A 14,632-nucleotide genomic window follows, 5' to 3' on the forward strand; every position below is an offset into this window, starting at 1 on the left:
GCGCCTCAAACCTCGGCCGGTAAGCTGTTACGCTTTTCTTAGAGGGTAGCTGCTTCTAAGCTCACCTCCCGGCTGTTTAGGGCTTGAGACCACCTTCGATCGCACTTAATCCACACTTTGGGACCTTAACCCAGCTCTGGGTTGTCTCCCTCACGGTACACAGGCTTACCCCGCATACCGGACTCCCCGCGTCGACAGCGTCCGTAGGTTTGGAGTTTGACAGTGGAGCCGACTCCTCTCGGAGGCGGACACCACAATCGGTAGCTCTACCCCACGGACTACCTCGGCGGAGGTCATGCTTCGACATGTTTCGGTCGGAACCAGCTGTTGCCGAGTTCGATGGGCCTTTCACCCCTACACGTAGGTCACGGGAGGGTATTGTAGGACACCATCCCTAACAGGCTTCCACGTGCCTTTCGGCACGCTTCACCTTGCCCACGCGTAGATCACTCGGTTTCGGGTCGTGTCCACGAGACTCCCCGCGCTTGAACACGGCGGCCCTGGCGCAAAGCGCTGCGGCCATGTCGGTTTCCCTGTGCCTTCCCCGATGACCGGGTTAGACTCGCCTCGTAGACACACTCCCTGGTTCGTTTTTCAAAACGTACGACGGAACATCGGCTCCTCACCAGTCCTACTGGAGGGTCGCCCCTCGATCGTTTCTGGTGAGGCCTTGTATGCCCCGTCGCTCCATCGCCACTTGATTTCAGGCCCTATTGCACCTCCCTTCTGAGGGTGCTTTGCAGCGTTCGCTCACGCTACTTTTCCACTATCGGTCTCGAGTCGTATTTAGCCTTGGCAGTAGATGCCTGCCGTGTTCACGAGGGATTTCCAACCCCCGATACTCTGGAGCTGACGCACGTCGTACTGGTCTTCATTACGGGGTTGTCACCCTGTTTCACGCTCCGTTCCAGGAGACTTCGTGAAGACGGTCAGACGATGAGTGTCAGTCCAAACACCACATTGCCCGTGAGGGCTTCGGTTTGGGCTAGGTCGCGTTCACTCGCGGTTACTGACGACATCACATTCGTTTTCTCTTCCTGCCGGTACTGAGATGTTTCAATTCCCGGCGTTCCCCATTGCGCGAAGCAATTGCGGTGGGGATTCCCATTCGGAGATCCTGAGTTCTTCGCCTCCGTGCGGCTCCCTCAGGCTTATCGCAGCTTGGCACGTCCTTCGTCGGCACCTGAGCCGAGCTATCCACCAGCTGGCATAGTAGCCAATCGCTGATGATGACCTGGAATGACTCCAGGTCAGTTGGTGACCCGGACTAGGTCCGGGTCGTGTAGTGACTCGGAATAATTCCGAGTCGCGTCCGCCAGACACGCTGTCTGGCTGGCTGTCAGACTCAGAGAGTCTGACAACGTCGCTGAAGACTCGATAAACTGCACACGAGTCCAGTGGACGCCTGGATCGCACGTACACACAGTCTCATCTGCAACGCCCGGTGGTTGCCGGTGCGTGCATCAACCCTTCCCACTCGCGTTCACACGGAGTGGTGCATCGGTCTTCCGTACCCGGGTCGAGTGGAGTGCCCCACTTAAGGGACACGGTTCGACTCGGGGACGGGATATGGACCCACTGGGATTTGAACCCAGGGCCTCCGCCTTGCAAAGGCGGCGCTCTGCCGCTGAGCTATGGGCCCTTCCCTGCGGACAAATGTTAGCCCTGGCAGTTCATAGGTGCTCGGTCGGAACGTGGCTCGAACGTGATCCTCCAAAGGTGGGCTGGGGCGTCGCCCCAGTCCCGGTCTGTAGGAGGTGATCCAGGCCCAGATTCCCCTAGGCCTACCTTGTTACGACTTAAGCCCCCTTGCGAAGCCCAGATTCGACCACCGCATGGTGGCCTCATCCGGACCTCACTCGGGTGCTTTGACGGGCGGTGTGTGCAAGGAGCAGGGACGTATTCGCCGCGCGCTAATGACACGCGACTACTACCGAATCCAGCTTCATGCGGGCGGGTTTCAGCCCGCAATCCGAACTACGACCGAGTTTCGGAGATTAGCGTCCCCTCTCGGGGTAGCAACCCTTTGTCTCGGCCATTGTAGCCCGCGTGTTGCCCAGCACATTCGGGGCATGCTGACCTACCGTTGCCCGTTCCTTCCTCCACGTTAGCAGCGGCAGTCTCCCTAATGTACCCAGCCAACACAAGGTTGCTGCTGGCAACTAGGAACACGGGTCTCGCTCGTTGCCTGACTTAACAGGATGCCTCACGGTACGAGCTGACGGCGGCCATGCACCTCCTCTCAGTGGCTCCAATAAGGTCATCAACCTGACCTTCACTGCACACTGTCGGTGCTGGTGAGATGTCCGGCGTTGAGTCCAATTAAACCGCAGGCTCCTCCGGTTGTAGTGCTCCCCCGCCAATTCCTTTAAGTTTCATCCTTGCAGACGTACTTCCCAGGCGGCTCGCTTGCGTCTTCACTTCGGCACAGCACAGGCTCGTGGCCTGTGCCATACCTAGCGAGCATCGTTAACAGCTGGGACTACCCGGGTATCTAATCCGGTTCGAGACCCCAGCTTTCGTTCCTCACCGTCGGATCCGTGCTCTCGAGATGCTTTCGCCATCGGTAGTCCGTTCGGGATTATGGGATTTCACTCCTACCCCGAACGTACTTCTCGAGTCTCCCGGTCCCAAGCCACGCAGTTTTCGCCGGACGCCTGCCCGTTAAGCGGGCAGATTTCCCGACGAACTTGCGTGGCCGGCTACGAACGCTTTAGGCCCAATAAGAGCGGCCATCACTCGAACTGCCGGTATTACCGCGGCGGCTGGCACCGGTCTTGCCCAGTTCTTGTTCGTACACCACCTTACGGTGTACAAAAGCGAGGACTGTATGCCCTCGCACTCGGAGTCCCCTTATCGCACTGTCGTGCAGTGTAAAGGTTTCGCGCCTGCTGCGCCCCGTAGGGCCCGGAATCTTGTCTCAGATTCCGTCTCCGGGTTCTCGCTCTCACGACCCGTACCGATTATTGGCACGGTGGGCCGTTACCCCACCGTCTACCTAATCGGCCGCAGCCACATCCTACAGCACCGAAGCGTTTCCGGCTCTCTGCAACTCCAACGTGAGAGCCGTATTCGCTATTAGCCTCAGTTTCCCGAAGTTATCGCGATCTGTAGGGCAGTTTGGCCACGTGTTACTGAGCTATCTGCCACGAGCCTGAACTCGTGCGACTAGCATGGCTAAATCGGACTCCGATAGCAATGGCCTCCGGCAGGATCAACCGGAATGCATTCCCCAATCATGGGGGGCTGGCGGAGACACGCTATGTGTCCGTCATTCGGTGACAAGGTATCGAGAGATTCGATAGTGTATCACCGAACTGTCAAGGCTCACATCAGATACCATCTGTACGGCGAGGCCGCAGGGGTGGAATCCTCATACTTTCGCCCCACTGAATGTGGGGAGCGAGAGACCACTGTGTGGAAGCTCGCTCACATCGCCATCATCGACGAGGATACTCGTCTGGGGCGTGGATGGCGTAGCGGGCGACCCCCGCTCGCCGCCATCCGTCGTGTGCATTTCATTCGATGAGGGTGGTACATAAATACCCGTCGATAGAGATACTGTGTGAGAACTGAGACCACAATACGGGACCGAACTTCTCACACACCGTAGATAGTTTCGATCGCGACAGGTCTGGGACGTGATCGGGCGTCTCACGAACGACACTGTTCGGCGGGCGGTTCTATCGAACCGCTGGAGTCGTGTTGGGTTTGGGTTCTGCCCGTCTCGGCGTCCGTCCCGCTCTCGAATGAGAAACCGACAAAGTTCGGCCGCCCGTACGCACGCGCATGGTTCAGACGATCACTGTCGAGGGAATGAGTTGCGAACACTGCGAGCAGACCGTCAGAGAGGCGCTCGAAAACGTCGACGGCGTAACGGAAGTGAGCGTCGACCGCGAAACTGCGAAGGCCACAGTCGAGGGCGATGCCGAGGTGGGAACGCTCGTCGACGCGGTCGACGAGGCCGGATACGACGCGTCCGCGTGAAAACACCGGATCGACCGACTCTCTCGCCCCTGACTTTCGTCGGTAGCTGTCACTGCCAGCCACCAGCCCGGAAACCGAACCCGATCCGTCGCGGCGGTTAGGCGCTCGTTTCGGAACGAACCACTAAGTCGGGCGGTTCCGAACTGTTGACAACTACAGGATGGGTGACGACACGACGACCGGCGTGCGGATCGGCGCTGTCGATCCGCCGCCATGCAAGCGGCCGCTGGAGGCGATCGAACGCGACGGGGAGTGGATCGTTCGCGAGTACTACCGACGAACCGACGACCCCGGCGACGGTGTCTTCACGTTCGGGACCTACGACTCGCGGATCGACGCGATGCGAGAGGGACAGCGAGTTCTGAAGCGACGCCGCCATCCCTGTCTTTTGCGGTGGGACACGGAACGGAGTGTCGGTGGGCTCTACTGGAATCCAGCCTTCGAGGCGCTCACCGTCGAGTACAGCGACCTGCTCCAGTCGTGGGTCGTGACGCCGAAAGACGACCATTTCGTCTTCCAGGCCTCGGACTCGACCGACGGCGCGTACCAGCTCGGGAAACTGGTTCTGGAACAGTACGACTTCAAGACCGTCGAGTTCTACACGCGCGACGGCGAACTCGAGACGAAGCGCGAGCACCGTTTTCTCCGACACGACATCACGAAGTCCGGCGTCCGGTTCAAGCGCGGGCAGTTGCCTGCGAGCGTCGAGCGACCGGCACCCCCACCCGAGGCCGCCCAGCAGTCGGGGTCGGAGTCGGGCGACGAGGCGGACCAGGGGGCCACCAAGATCATGAACACGCTGGCCTCCGTCATCCCCGACATCACGAAACTGGAGGCGCTGTACCTCGAGGGGTCGGTATACCGCTACCGGACTCCCTGGGATGGGGGGTGGGCACAGATTTTGATACTGAACCCGGAACAGCAGGATCATCGGACGCTCAAGCACGTGTTCGGGGACGCGATCGGCGCCTGGCGGAAGCTGGCCGACCACGAGAACGTCGCGACGATCCACGAAACGGGGGGTGAGCCCGCGACGTGGGTTGTCTTCGACGTGAGCGACACGCCGATCGCGGAGCTCCAGGAGCGTACGTCGACCCGCGAGCGGGTCCGACTCCTCTCCGGGCTTGGGTCGGCGGTCACGGCCGCTCAGCAGCGTGGTATCTACCGGACAGACCTCGAACCCGACAGGATCAGCGTCGACACGACGGCCGATTCGGGCGTCGATCAGGGCGGCCTGCGACGCGAGCGGTCGGATACCGGACTGTCTCCTAGTGTCTCCGGGCTGGGCCTCCATCGCCGGATGAGTGAAGCCGCCGATCGGTACGACGCGAGTCGGTACATGGCTCCCGAGCAGCTTCGCCAGGAAGCGACGCCGACGACGCCCGTCTACCGACTCGGGGCCGTAGCGTACTGGCTCTTGACTGGGACGGAACCGTACCACAGACGCCAGGACTTCACGACAGCGATCAGAGAGGGCGACCTGACACCGCCGCACGAACTCGCCCAGTTGCCGTCTGCTGTCAGCGACTGTGTGGGGAAAGCGATGCACAGTGACCCGAACGCACGTCATCGCACCGGCGCGAAGTTCGTCAAGGCACTCGCGCGTGCGCTCGACGTGAACGCGTAATCGACAACTGGGAATAGCGGTCACGCGCCGCGCATCTGAGATCGGTGGACTGTTCCGGTCGTTCCAGGCCGGTGGGAACTCGCGGTATGCCTTTACTCCGGGCCGTGGAAGGGTCCGTATGTACGATTCCATCCTCGTGCCGACCGACGGCAGTGAGACGGCACAGACGGCGGTCGACCACGCCATCGACCACGCGAAGCGATACGACGCGGCGCTGCACACTCTCTACGTCGTCGAAGAACCGCCGATGGACGAGGCGGGCGGTCCGGAAGTCCTCGAATCACTCGAAACGGCCGGTGAACGGGCGATCCAGCAGGTTGTCGACGCCGCCGAAGACGCCGAGGTGGGGACCGTCGAAGGGATGGTCGCGGAGGGCGCACCTCACCAGGCGATTCTCGACTACGTCGACCAGAATGGGATCGATCTCGTGGTCATGGGGACCCACGGCCGGACCGGACTGGACCGGCTCTTCCTCGGGAGCGTGACGGAGAAGGTCGTCCGTGCGGCCCCCGTCGCGGTCCTCACCGTCGGTCCGGAGCCCGCGGACTGAGCCCTGGCCCGGTCGGGGCGATCAAATCTCGATCCGGTCGGCCAGTCGTTCGAGCGCGTCACGACCGTAGGCTTCGGGGCCGAGGTCTGGGAGGACCTGGATCTCCCGTTCGGGAAACGTCTCGTGGATACGGTCGAGTTGTCGCTGGTGACTCTCGTGGCGGTCCCGGCACCGCGAACAGTCCTCGTCGGCCGTCTCCAGCACGCGGTTGACGAGCAACGTCTCGACGGGCACATCGTACGATTCGAGCCGGTCGACGAGCCGCCGTGTCTCCTCGATGGCGAGCGTTTCGGGCAGGAGGACGACTCGGAAGTCCGTCCGTTCGGGGTCGCGCAGGAGGGCGGCGACGCGCTCCATCCGACCGCGGAACGCCTGGATCTCGTCTTCGCCACTGTCGTTCCCCCAGAAGGCGGCAGGCCCCACGACCATACTGCGCGCTGTGTCTACGAGCCGTCGAACCTCACCCCTGACTTTCGTCGCGGTCGAGAGCGACTCACTGAGAACGTCGGGGAGCGTCAACAAGCGGAGCGTGTGCCCGGTCGGTGCGGTATCGAAGACGACGCGATCCCACTCGTCGTCGGCGTAGTCGAGGAAGAACTGGAGGGAGGCGATCTCGTCGCTCCCCGGGACGAATCCGGCCTGGAACAGTCGCTCCACGTCCTCGTCGGTCATCGAGATACCGGCGTCCCGGAAGTCGGCGGCCAGCGACGAGACGATCCCCTGATAGGCCGCCTGACCCTGCTCGGGATCAGCCTCGACGCCCCAGAGGTCGTCGTCGATGGCCGTCGGCTCTCCGGTCAGAGGCACGTCGAACGCGTCGCCCAGCGAGTGGGCTGGATCGGTCGAGACCAGCAGCGTCCGTTCGCCACGGGCCGCGAGTTCGAGCGCGGTCGCAGCGGCACAGGTCGTCTTGCCGACGCCACCTTTCCCACCGTACAGGACGAATTTCGGCATGATTATACCGACGGGACCGAGAAACAAAAGTGACGACCGCCAAAGGACCGAGGTAACCAGACGTAATCTGTTTTTGGCGAACCTAAAAATACAAGAGGCCCACGTACTGACGGGTACGTAATGAGTCTTCAACAGGCGCGCGCGGAGAGTGAGCGGTTCACCTTCGACGATTTGAGTGTCGTCATGGGAACGTACAACGAGGCGGAAGCGATCGGGACGGTACTCGAAGACATCGACGACGTGACCGGCGGCCGGGCCGAGGTCGTCTGTGTCGACGGGTCCGACGACCGAACCCCGGACATCGCCCGCGACCATGGCGCGCGCGTCATCGAACAGGAGCCCCAGGGCTACGGCGTGGCGGTCGAAGCGGCCCTGCAGGCCGCGGACAGACCAGTCATCGTCACGACCGACTGTGACGACACGTACCCGATGGAGCGGCTACCGGACTTTCTGGACCGGATCAACGAAGGGTACGACGTTGTCAGCGGTGACCGACTCTATCACGGGGCCGACACCATGCCGACGTTCAACCGCTTGGGGAACCACGCCTTCGCCGCGCTGGCGAGTGCCCTGCTGGGCGAGCGGGTCCACGATACGACGACTGGAATGCGAGCCTACCGGAGCGAAGTGATCGAGAAGATCGACTGGACCGAGAACACGGGGCTCTCGGCGGAACTCCTCATCAGGCCGCTCGTGCGTGAGTACGACGTGTGTGAAATTCCTATCGAGTACGGGGAGCGTGCGGGCGAGACGAAACTCGATCCCATCAGCGGGGGCTACGCCATCGCCAGATCCATCCTCACGGTCTCGGTCGAAGAACGACTGCGCTGAACGCGGCTAGTTTTCGGTTTCGGACTGAGGGCCTCGCCGATAGCTCGTCGTCCCACCGGGGTGTCCCTGCGGGTTCTCGATGCCGACGAGTTCGCCGCCGGTCGGGGAGGCATAGAGGGCAAAGAGCAGATCGTTGACGAGGTAGTAGCGCACGCGCTGGACGCTCCCGCCGTCGGGGTCGGGGTCGATCGTGTCGGCGTTCATCCGCTCGAAGGCCTCGACCCGGGTCGCCGGTGAGAGTGTTGCGAACGCGTCCACGTCGTACCACGTGTTCACGTAGTCGTCGAGGTACGCGACGGTCTCGGCGATCTCGGTCGCCCGTTCGGGATCGTCCGCGACGCGTCCGCGAAGGAAGTCGGTCACGAAGCCCTCGACGTTCTCGACGGGGGACGGATAGATCGCCTTCGCGACCGCGACTGCGGTCGTCAGCTCGTGCTCCGAGAGGCTCGCCGCCGCCTCGTCGGGGCCAGTGGGCGTGGTCGTCCGCCCCTCGCCATCGGCGTCGTCAGTCTCGCCCGACTGTGACAGCGCCAGCGCGCCGCCGGCGACGCCGACAGCGCCCAGCGCCGCGATGGCGTCCCGTCGGGTCAGTTCCATATCGGACACTGGTGACTCACCGGTTTATCCGTTATCCTCTCCGGCCGTCAGGTCGGTTCGGACCGTCGCCCACTCGGGTGCGAGATCGGGGACGTAACCGGCTTCCCCGCCGCACTCGCCGATGGCGACGCAGCGTTCGATTCGCGGCGTGAGCGCGCTGACGCGTCCGTCCGCCCGACGGACGGGCGTCTCGAACCGGTAGCTGAAACTCGCGCCGGGACCGCTATCGACGAACAGGGTCAGCGACACGTCCTCGCGGCCGTCGTACGGGATCGACCGTGTCGGCCAGCCCGGGCCGACGAGTCGGACGCGGTCGTCGGCGAAGCGAACCCGAGCGGTCGTCCGGTCGGTCGTATTCTGCGCGACGACGGTCACACTCTCCTCGTCGGCGGTGAGGGTCGCCGACACCGACCGGTAGGTCGACGGGAGGCCGACCGTCGCGTTCAGCGTGACCGTCTCACCGGCGGCGAGATCGACCGGTTGGATGCGTGCGCCGCGGGGTGTACCGCTGTAGGGTTCCCACTCCCCGCGGAAGGTGTAGCGATAGAACGACCGATCGGGGTAGGCGTCCGCCACCGCGAAGGGCTGTTCGTCCATGGCGTAGACCGTCGCCCCGTCGAAGTCCGGATCGTTCCGGAGCGGCTGGAAGGGGTGGTTGAGCCAGTCGCCGTACGGCGTCGGCAGGAAGACCAGTCCGCCGTCGAGTGACCGCTCCTCGAAGGGCTCGTAGGCCTGTTCGTACGTCTCGGTCGCCCGGTCGTTCATCGCCACCGGCCGCTCGACGTTCGCCGCCGTGGCGGTGCCCAGTACACCCGCACTCACGAGGATCGCGGCGACGACGACAGCCTGCACCGCTCCGGGTTCGAACCGGTCCCGCGCCCTGTCTCGCACGGTGCCGACGAGGGCCAGCACGCCCACGGCCGCGAACGCGCCGAACGGCAGGAGGAGATCGAAGTGGTAGTAGGGGCCGTGTGAGGCGATCAATCCGTCGCCGGCTCGATCCAGCACGCCCAGGAGGTTGTAGTTACCCCAGAAGTAGACGTTCCCCACGACGATGGTGCCGACCTGACCGACGAGGATCCCCTGCCGGGCCGAGAGTCCACGCCTGACCGCGACTGCGATCCCGCCGAGTGCGACCGCGGTCCCGAACAGCCCGCCCGCGACCCAGGTCGTCGTCAGCTGTTCCAACACCAGCGCGTTCGACCGGAGCGCGAGGCCGACGGTGTAGTCGATCTCGTGGCCGAGGATCTCGTGGTGACCGAAACCGAGCCCGTCCGCCGGCGCGAACGCCTGGTAGGGAAAGACCAGCGGCGAGCCGGTCATCACGGCGTTGTACCCGAGCGAGAGGGCAACGCCGCCCAGTCCGAACACCGCCGTGACGACTTGCCGCGGGAGCACGTCACGGCGGTCCCGGTAGAGCTTCCACAGCGCGTGCCCGATCACGGGGGCGGCGAACAGTACCGCGGTGTACGGTCGGGCGAAGAAGGCCAGTCCCACGGCCGCGCCGGCCGCCCCGGCCCAGCGACGGTCCCCGGTCCGGTCGGCCCGGAGATACGCGTAGAGGAACCCGAAGTTGAGCATCGTCGTCGGCGCGTACGGCAGGAACACCGCCGAGTCGATCAGAAAGAGCGGGGACGCCAGAACGAACAGGCCCGCGACGAGCCCGGTCCGGCGGTCGAACAGTTCCCGGACGACCAGCGCGACCAGCGCGACGTTGGCGGCGGCGATACCGGCCAGCGCCAGCCGCGCCGCGCCCACCAGCTGTCCGACGGCGAACATGGCGGGCACCACCGGCGCGTACTTCGAGTACAGCTGGCCCCCGTCCTCGACGAAAAACCAGGGGCGAAAGACCTCCTCGACCGGCGGCGAGAGAAACAGCTGGCCGTCGAGCAACATCGCCGCCTGCTGGAGGTAGACGCCCTCGTCGTGATTCAGCGAGTGGTACGGAAACAGACCTGTGGCCAGCAGCCAGACTGCGACGGCGGCGACGGCGGCGAGTGCGACGACACCGGCGCGCCAGAGCCGCGGCCGAACGTCAGTCGTCCCGGAGGCCATCGCTCTCGGTGGGGAACCAGGCGAGCCGGTGGTCGGCGACGAGGTCGACGCGCACGCGACGATCCAGATCGAGGTGGTCGGAGTGGTTGTGTTCGCAGTACACCACGTCACCGGAGTCGAGTTCGACCGTGTAGACGAACGACGGGCCGGTGTACTCGCGTTCGACGATTTCGCCGTCGCCGTCGGTCCCCTCGGTCGGTATCGCTCGCAGGTCGTCTGGTCGTGCCAGCACGTCTATCTCCGCGCCGTCGTACTCCGGGCCGAGGCCCTGTATCATGTCCGTATCGAGCGTTCCCAGCCCCGTCTCGATCGTGTGTTCGTCCAGGCGGCCGGAGATGAACCCTGCCTGGCCGAGAAAGTCCGCGACGAACCGCGACTCGGGTTGCTGGAAGACGACCTCGGGCCGCCCGACCTGCTCGATCTGGCCCTCGGACATGACCGCCACCCGGTCGCTGATCGAGAGCGCCTCCTCCTGATCGTGGGTGACCGACAGCGCGGTGACGCCGGTCTCTTTCAGGATGCGCCGGACCTCCTCGCGCATCTGCTTGCGCAGGGAGACGTCCAGATTGGAGAACGGTTCGTCCAGCAGGAGGACGTCCGGCTCTGGAGCCAGCGAACGCGCCAGCGCGACCCGCTGTTGCTGGCCGCCCGAGAGGTCGTCGGGGCTGGCGTCGCGATAGTCGGCCAGCCCGACCAGGTCGAGCAGTTCCTCGACGCGTTCGTCCTGGGCGTCGCTGTCCCAGTCGTCGATGCCGTAGGCGACGTTCTCCCCGACCGAGAGGTGGGGGAAGAGGGCGTAATCCTGGAAGACCAGGCCCACGTCGCGCCGGTCGGGTTCGACGAACCGTCCGTTCCCGGCGACGAGGTCGCCGTCGACGGCGATGGTGCCGCCGTCGGGACGCAGGAGACCAGCCAGCAGACGAAGCGTCGTCGTCTTCCCACAGCCCGACGGGCCGAGCAGGGTGAGTAGCTCGCCCTCGTAGACCGACAGCGAGAAGTCGGCGACGGCACGCTCGTTACCGAACGTCCGCGTCACGCCGTCGAGTTCGAGGACCGTCTCGCGTGACTGGTTCCCTTCGTCGTGGTTCGCCGAGACGACACGTTCCGTCCGCGTCTGTGTTTGCGTTGATTCGGTCATGATGAGTCACCGGTTTCCTGTGAGAGGATGACGGCCATCGAGAGGCCGGAGACAACTACGAGGATCAGCGCCGGCACCGCGGCCTGCCCGTAGAAGCCCGCCTCCTGGACCGTCCAGATGTAGGTCACCAGGGTGTCGAACCCCAGCGGGCGGAGCATCAGCGTCGCGGGCAACTCCTTCATCGTCGTCAGAAAGACCAGGGCCGCACCGGCGGCGACCCCGGGGAGGATCAGCGGGAGCGTTACCGACCGGAAGGCGCTCAGTCGGGACCGCCCCAGCGTCTGTGCGGCCTCGACCAGCTCCCGGTCGACCTGCAGCGTCGAAGTCCGGATCGACCCGATCGCCTGGGGCATGAACCGGACGACGTACGCGAACACGAGCATCGGAATGGTCTTGTAGAACAGCCCGACCACGTCGACGCCCGTCAGGTCCGCGAGCGCGGGTAACAGGTCCAGTCCGAAGCTGAGCAGGGCGATCGCCAGCACGATGCCCGGCGTCGCGTACCCGACGTAGGACGCGCGGTCGGCGAGCGCCGCCAGCCGAGAGTCCGTCCGGGCGGACGCCATGGCGATGGGCAGCGCAACGACCACGGACGCTGCGGCGGCCAGCAGCGCAAGGTTCGCCGAGTTCCAGGCGTATTCCCAGGCGAACGCGACCTGTCCGGCCTCGTAACCCGGCCCGCCCTGCGTGAGCCACATCCCGAAGATGCCGATGGGCACGAGGATGGCGAGACCGAAGACGGCCACTGGGACCAGGAGCGCGGGATACTGCCACGCACCGAGGTCCAGGTCGACCGCGCCGCGGTTGCCCCCGCTCTCGTAGGCACCGGACTCGTCGGCGCCGATGCGGGACTCGATGGCGAGGATGACGGCCGTAACACCCAGCAACTGGAGCGAGAGGACCGCCGCGTAGTCCCGGGCGAAGGCGTTGTACTGCGCGTAGATGAATTGTGTGAACACCTCCACCCGCATGATATTGGGCGTTCCGAAGTCGGCCAGCGTGTAAAGTGCCACGAGCAGGGACCCGGCGGCGATGCCCGGGAGGATCTGTGGGATGGTGACCCGTTTGAGCGCCTCCCAGCGACCGGAGTTGAGCGTCTGGCCTGCCTCGACGAGCGTCCCGTCGAGCGAGAGAAGCGACGCCCGCGTCGTCAGAAACACGTAGGGGTACGTGTACAGCGTCAGCACGAACGCCGCGCCGGCGAAGCCGTACACGGAGGGGAGTGAACTGATACCGACGGGTGCCAACAGGTCCGCGAGTGCCCCGTTCGGACCGAACGCCGAGACGAACGCGAAAGCACCGAGGTAACTGGGCACCGCCAGCGGCAACGCACAGAGGATCGTCCAGAATCGCGAGAAGGGCAGGTCACCCTGCACTGTCAGCAGGGCGAGCGCCACACCGAGGACGATGCTCGCGCCCGTGACCACCGCCACGAGCGCGATGCTCCGGACCAGCACCGCAGTCGTGCGCGACTCGATCGCCAGTTCGACCGCCGTCCAGCCCAGGCCCGCCGCGTCGATGGCGAGCCAGCCGATGGGGAGGACGAGGACGGCGGCGATAGCCGCACCGAGCAGCGTCAGCCCGGTATCGACAGTGGAGGACCTGTCAGCGGATCGACCGCTCATCCGCTCGAGGTCCTCCTCGTTGGTCATGGGGAGACGTTTGCCGATTCCATCAACTCGATGGTGTCTTGCACGTTCGATAGCCGCGAGAGGTCGATGTCCGGCGGGCTGAGCTCACCGACAGTCGGCAGGTCACCGACGGGCTCGACGCCCTCGATCATCGGATAGGAGAAACTGACCGTCGCGAAGAACTCCTGGGCCTCCGCCGACAGCAGGTGGCGGACGAAGTTGTCGACCAGTTCGCCCTTGTCGGTGCCCTTGATCTTCATCGCACCGGAGATGTTGACGAGGGCACCGGCGTCGCCCTCGGTGAACGCGAGTTCGAGCGGCGCGTTGGGGCGCTGGTTCTTGACCCGCAAGGCGTAGTAGTGGTTCGCGAATCCGGCCGCTAGCGATCCGTTGGCGACGTTCTGGGAGACGGCGTACTCGTTGCCGTACCGCTCGGTTCCGGCCTCGCGCATATCGACCAGCCACTGGCGCGTCGTCTCCTTATTTTGGATGAGTCGCATCGCGGTCACGAACGACTTGAACGCGCCGTAAGTCGGGGCCCAGCCCATCGTCCCCTGGAGCGCGCTCGACTCCGGGAACTGCTGGACCTTGTTCGGGATGTCCGACGCACTCAGGCGGTTCGTGTTGTACGGGACGGCCCGTGCGCGACCCGCGACGCCGGCCCAGGCGTTGTCGTCACCGACGAACTGGGCGTTCCCGACGGGCGCAACAGCCTCGTCCGAGAGCGATTCGTAGGCGTCGTTGTCCGCGACGTAGCCCAGTGAACTGGCGTCGATGGACCAGAACATATCGGCCTGCGACGCGCCTGCGTTGACCTCCTCGACGATACTCTGGGCCAGCGAAGCCGAGTCGTTGCTGCTGGGCTGGACGGAGAAGTCCGGGTAGATGGATTCGAGCTTGTTGATGAGGTTGGTGTAGATGCCACCCTCGCCCCCGCCGATGTAGAGGGCGAGGTCACCTTCGAGGTCCGGTAGATCGTTGATCGACGTGCCGCCGGGGTACGGGCGACCCTGTGCCAGTCGCCCGGAGCCACGGAAGTTGCCTTCGACCAGCGGTCCGGTCCCCCGGAAGTCCGAGACGTTCGCGTTCTGGGGCGTACTGTTGCCGCCGTCGTCACTGAACATCCCGAAACAGCCGGCCACGGACGCGGTCCCCAGGACCGCACCGCCCTGCAGGAGCCGCCGTCGTGACACACTCCGTCCGTGAGAGTCGACTTCGTCTTCCATATATGTTTTAGGCCGGCCTAAAACACTTATACTTGC

The 14,632-nt window shown here is 64.5% G+C and carries 10 protein-coding genes, 1 tRNA gene and 2 rRNA genes; 4 read left to right on the forward strand and 9 right to left on the reverse strand.

Going from position 1 to position 14,632, the window contains the following annotated elements; genetic code table 11:
- The 3 genes from BMX17_RS26755 to BMX17_RS20345 form a co-directional block, all read right to left on the reverse strand.
- Nucleotides 1–1,225: ribosomal RNA gene (locus tag BMX17_RS26755) — 23S ribosomal RNA — on the reverse strand; the annotation flags it as partial.
- Nucleotides 1,226–1,570: 345 nt separating this feature from the next.
- Nucleotides 1,571–1,642: transfer RNA gene (locus BMX17_RS20340), tRNA-Ala, on the reverse strand.
- A gap of 110 nt (nucleotides 1,643–1,752) precedes the next feature.
- Nucleotides 1,753–3,225: ribosomal RNA gene (locus tag BMX17_RS20345) — 16S ribosomal RNA — on the reverse strand.
- Between the two features lie 564 nt (nucleotides 3,226–3,789).
- Between BMX17_RS20345 and BMX17_RS20350 the strand changes: the two genes are divergently transcribed.
- From BMX17_RS20350 to BMX17_RS20360, 3 genes are all read left to right on the forward strand, one after another.
- Nucleotides 3,790–3,987 carry a heavy-metal-associated domain-containing protein gene (locus BMX17_RS20350; RefSeq protein ID WP_092663561.1) on the forward strand — a complete coding sequence of 66 codons (198 nt, stop codon included), beginning with the start codon at nucleotides 3,790–3,792 and terminating at the stop codon, nucleotides 3,985–3,987.
- Nucleotides 3,988–4,147: 160 nt separating this feature from the next.
- The gene (locus BMX17_RS20355; protein ID WP_092663563.1) at nucleotides 4,148–5,614 is read left to right on the forward strand and encodes a serine/threonine-protein kinase; all 1,467 of its coding nucleotides are present in this window, start codon (nucleotides 4,148–4,150) and stop codon (nucleotides 5,612–5,614) included.
- Between the two features lie 118 nt (nucleotides 5,615–5,732).
- Nucleotides 5,733–6,164 (forward strand): universal stress protein, encoded by a 432-nt coding sequence (locus tag BMX17_RS20360; RefSeq protein ID WP_092663565.1) that lies wholly within the window; start codon nucleotides 5,733–5,735, stop codon nucleotides 6,162–6,164.
- A 21-nt stretch (nucleotides 6,165–6,185) separates the two neighbouring features.
- Here BMX17_RS20360 and BMX17_RS20365 read toward each other — a convergent pair whose 3' ends face one another.
- Nucleotides 6,186–7,118, reverse strand: coding sequence for an ArsA family ATPase (locus BMX17_RS20365; RefSeq protein ID WP_092663567.1), 933 nt, complete (start codon nucleotides 7,116–7,118; stop codon nucleotides 6,186–6,188).
- A 120-nt stretch (nucleotides 7,119–7,238) separates the two neighbouring features.
- Between BMX17_RS20365 and BMX17_RS20370 the strand changes: the two genes are divergently transcribed.
- A complete protein-coding gene (locus BMX17_RS20370; RefSeq protein ID WP_092663569.1) occupies nucleotides 7,239–7,949 on the forward strand; it encodes a dolichyl-phosphate hexose transferase in 711 nt (236 codons plus the stop codon).
- A gap of 6 nt (nucleotides 7,950–7,955) precedes the next feature.
- On the opposite strand, the gene BMX17_RS20375 is transcribed toward BMX17_RS20370, so the two are convergent.
- From BMX17_RS20375 to BMX17_RS20395, 5 genes are read right to left on the reverse strand one after another with little or no spacing between them, the layout of a single operon-like run.
- Nucleotides 7,956–8,546 carry a gluconate 2-dehydrogenase subunit 3 family protein gene (locus BMX17_RS20375; protein WP_170845498.1) on the reverse strand — a complete coding sequence of 197 codons (591 nt, stop codon included), beginning with the start codon at nucleotides 8,544–8,546 and terminating at the stop codon, nucleotides 7,956–7,958.
- Between the two features lie 24 nt (nucleotides 8,547–8,570).
- Nucleotides 8,571–10,601, reverse strand: a complete 2,031-nt coding sequence (locus BMX17_RS27730) for an ArnT family glycosyltransferase (protein ID WP_092663573.1) — start codon at nucleotides 10,599–10,601, stop codon at nucleotides 8,571–8,573.
- Entirely contained in the window at nucleotides 10,582–11,739 is a 1,158-nt protein-coding gene (locus BMX17_RS20385; protein ID WP_092663575.1) for an ABC transporter ATP-binding protein, read from the reverse strand. Before BMX17_RS20385 ends, BMX17_RS27730 begins: the two co-directional genes overlap by 20 nt.
- On the reverse strand, nucleotides 11,736–13,364 hold the full coding sequence (locus tag BMX17_RS20390; RefSeq protein ID WP_394327920.1) for an ABC transporter permease: 1,629 nt from the start codon (nucleotides 13,362–13,364) through the stop codon (nucleotides 11,736–11,738). Before BMX17_RS20390 ends, BMX17_RS20385 begins: the two co-directional genes overlap by 4 nt.
- A gap of 23 nt (nucleotides 13,365–13,387) precedes the next feature.
- A complete protein-coding gene (locus tag BMX17_RS20395) occupies nucleotides 13,388–14,596 on the reverse strand; it encodes an extracellular solute-binding protein (protein WP_092663579.1) in 1,209 nt (402 codons plus the stop codon).
- Nucleotides 14,597–14,632: the final 36 nt, after the last annotated feature.

Origin of the sequence: Halorientalis persicus, assembly GCF_900110215.1 — an archaeon.
GTDB lineage: Archaea > Halobacteriota > Halobacteria > Halobacteriales > Haloarculaceae > Halorientalis > Halorientalis persica.

What these genes read in the sequence shown, in the direction of transcription:
- BMX17_RS20360 (WP_092663565.1), top strand. Translation starts at nt 5,733, where the DNA reads ATGTACGATTCCATCCTCGTGCCGACCGACGGCAGTGAGACGGCACAG.
- BMX17_RS27730 (WP_092663573.1), bottom strand. Translation starts at nt 10,601, where the DNA reads ATGGCCTCCGGGACGACTGACGTTCGGCCGCGGCTCTGGCGCGCCGGT.
- BMX17_RS20395 (WP_092663579.1), bottom strand. Translation starts at nt 14,596, where the DNA reads ATGGAAGACGAAGTCGACTCTCACGGACGGAGTGTGTCACGACGGCGG.
- BMX17_RS20385 (WP_092663575.1), bottom strand. Translation starts at nt 11,739, where the DNA reads ATGACCGAATCAACGCAAACACAGACGCGGACGGAACGTGTCGTCTCG.
- BMX17_RS20370 (WP_092663569.1), top strand. Translation starts at nt 7,239, where the DNA reads ATGAGTCTTCAACAGGCGCGCGCGGAGAGTGAGCGGTTCACCTTCGAC.
- BMX17_RS20365 (WP_092663567.1), bottom strand. Translation starts at nt 7,118, where the DNA reads ATGCCGAAATTCGTCCTGTACGGTGGGAAAGGTGGCGTCGGCAAGACG.
- BMX17_RS20375 (WP_170845498.1), bottom strand. Translation starts at nt 8,546, where the DNA reads ATGGAACTGACCCGACGGGACGCCATCGCGGCGCTGGGCGCTGTCGGC.
- BMX17_RS20350 (WP_092663561.1), top strand. Translation starts at nt 3,790, where the DNA reads ATGGTTCAGACGATCACTGTCGAGGGAATGAGTTGCGAACACTGCGAG.
- BMX17_RS20355 (WP_092663563.1), top strand. Translation starts at nt 4,148, where the DNA reads ATGGGTGACGACACGACGACCGGCGTGCGGATCGGCGCTGTCGATCCG.
- BMX17_RS20390 (WP_394327920.1), bottom strand. Translation starts at nt 13,364, where the DNA reads ATGAGCGGTCGATCCGCTGACAGGTCCTCCACTGTCGATACCGGGCTG.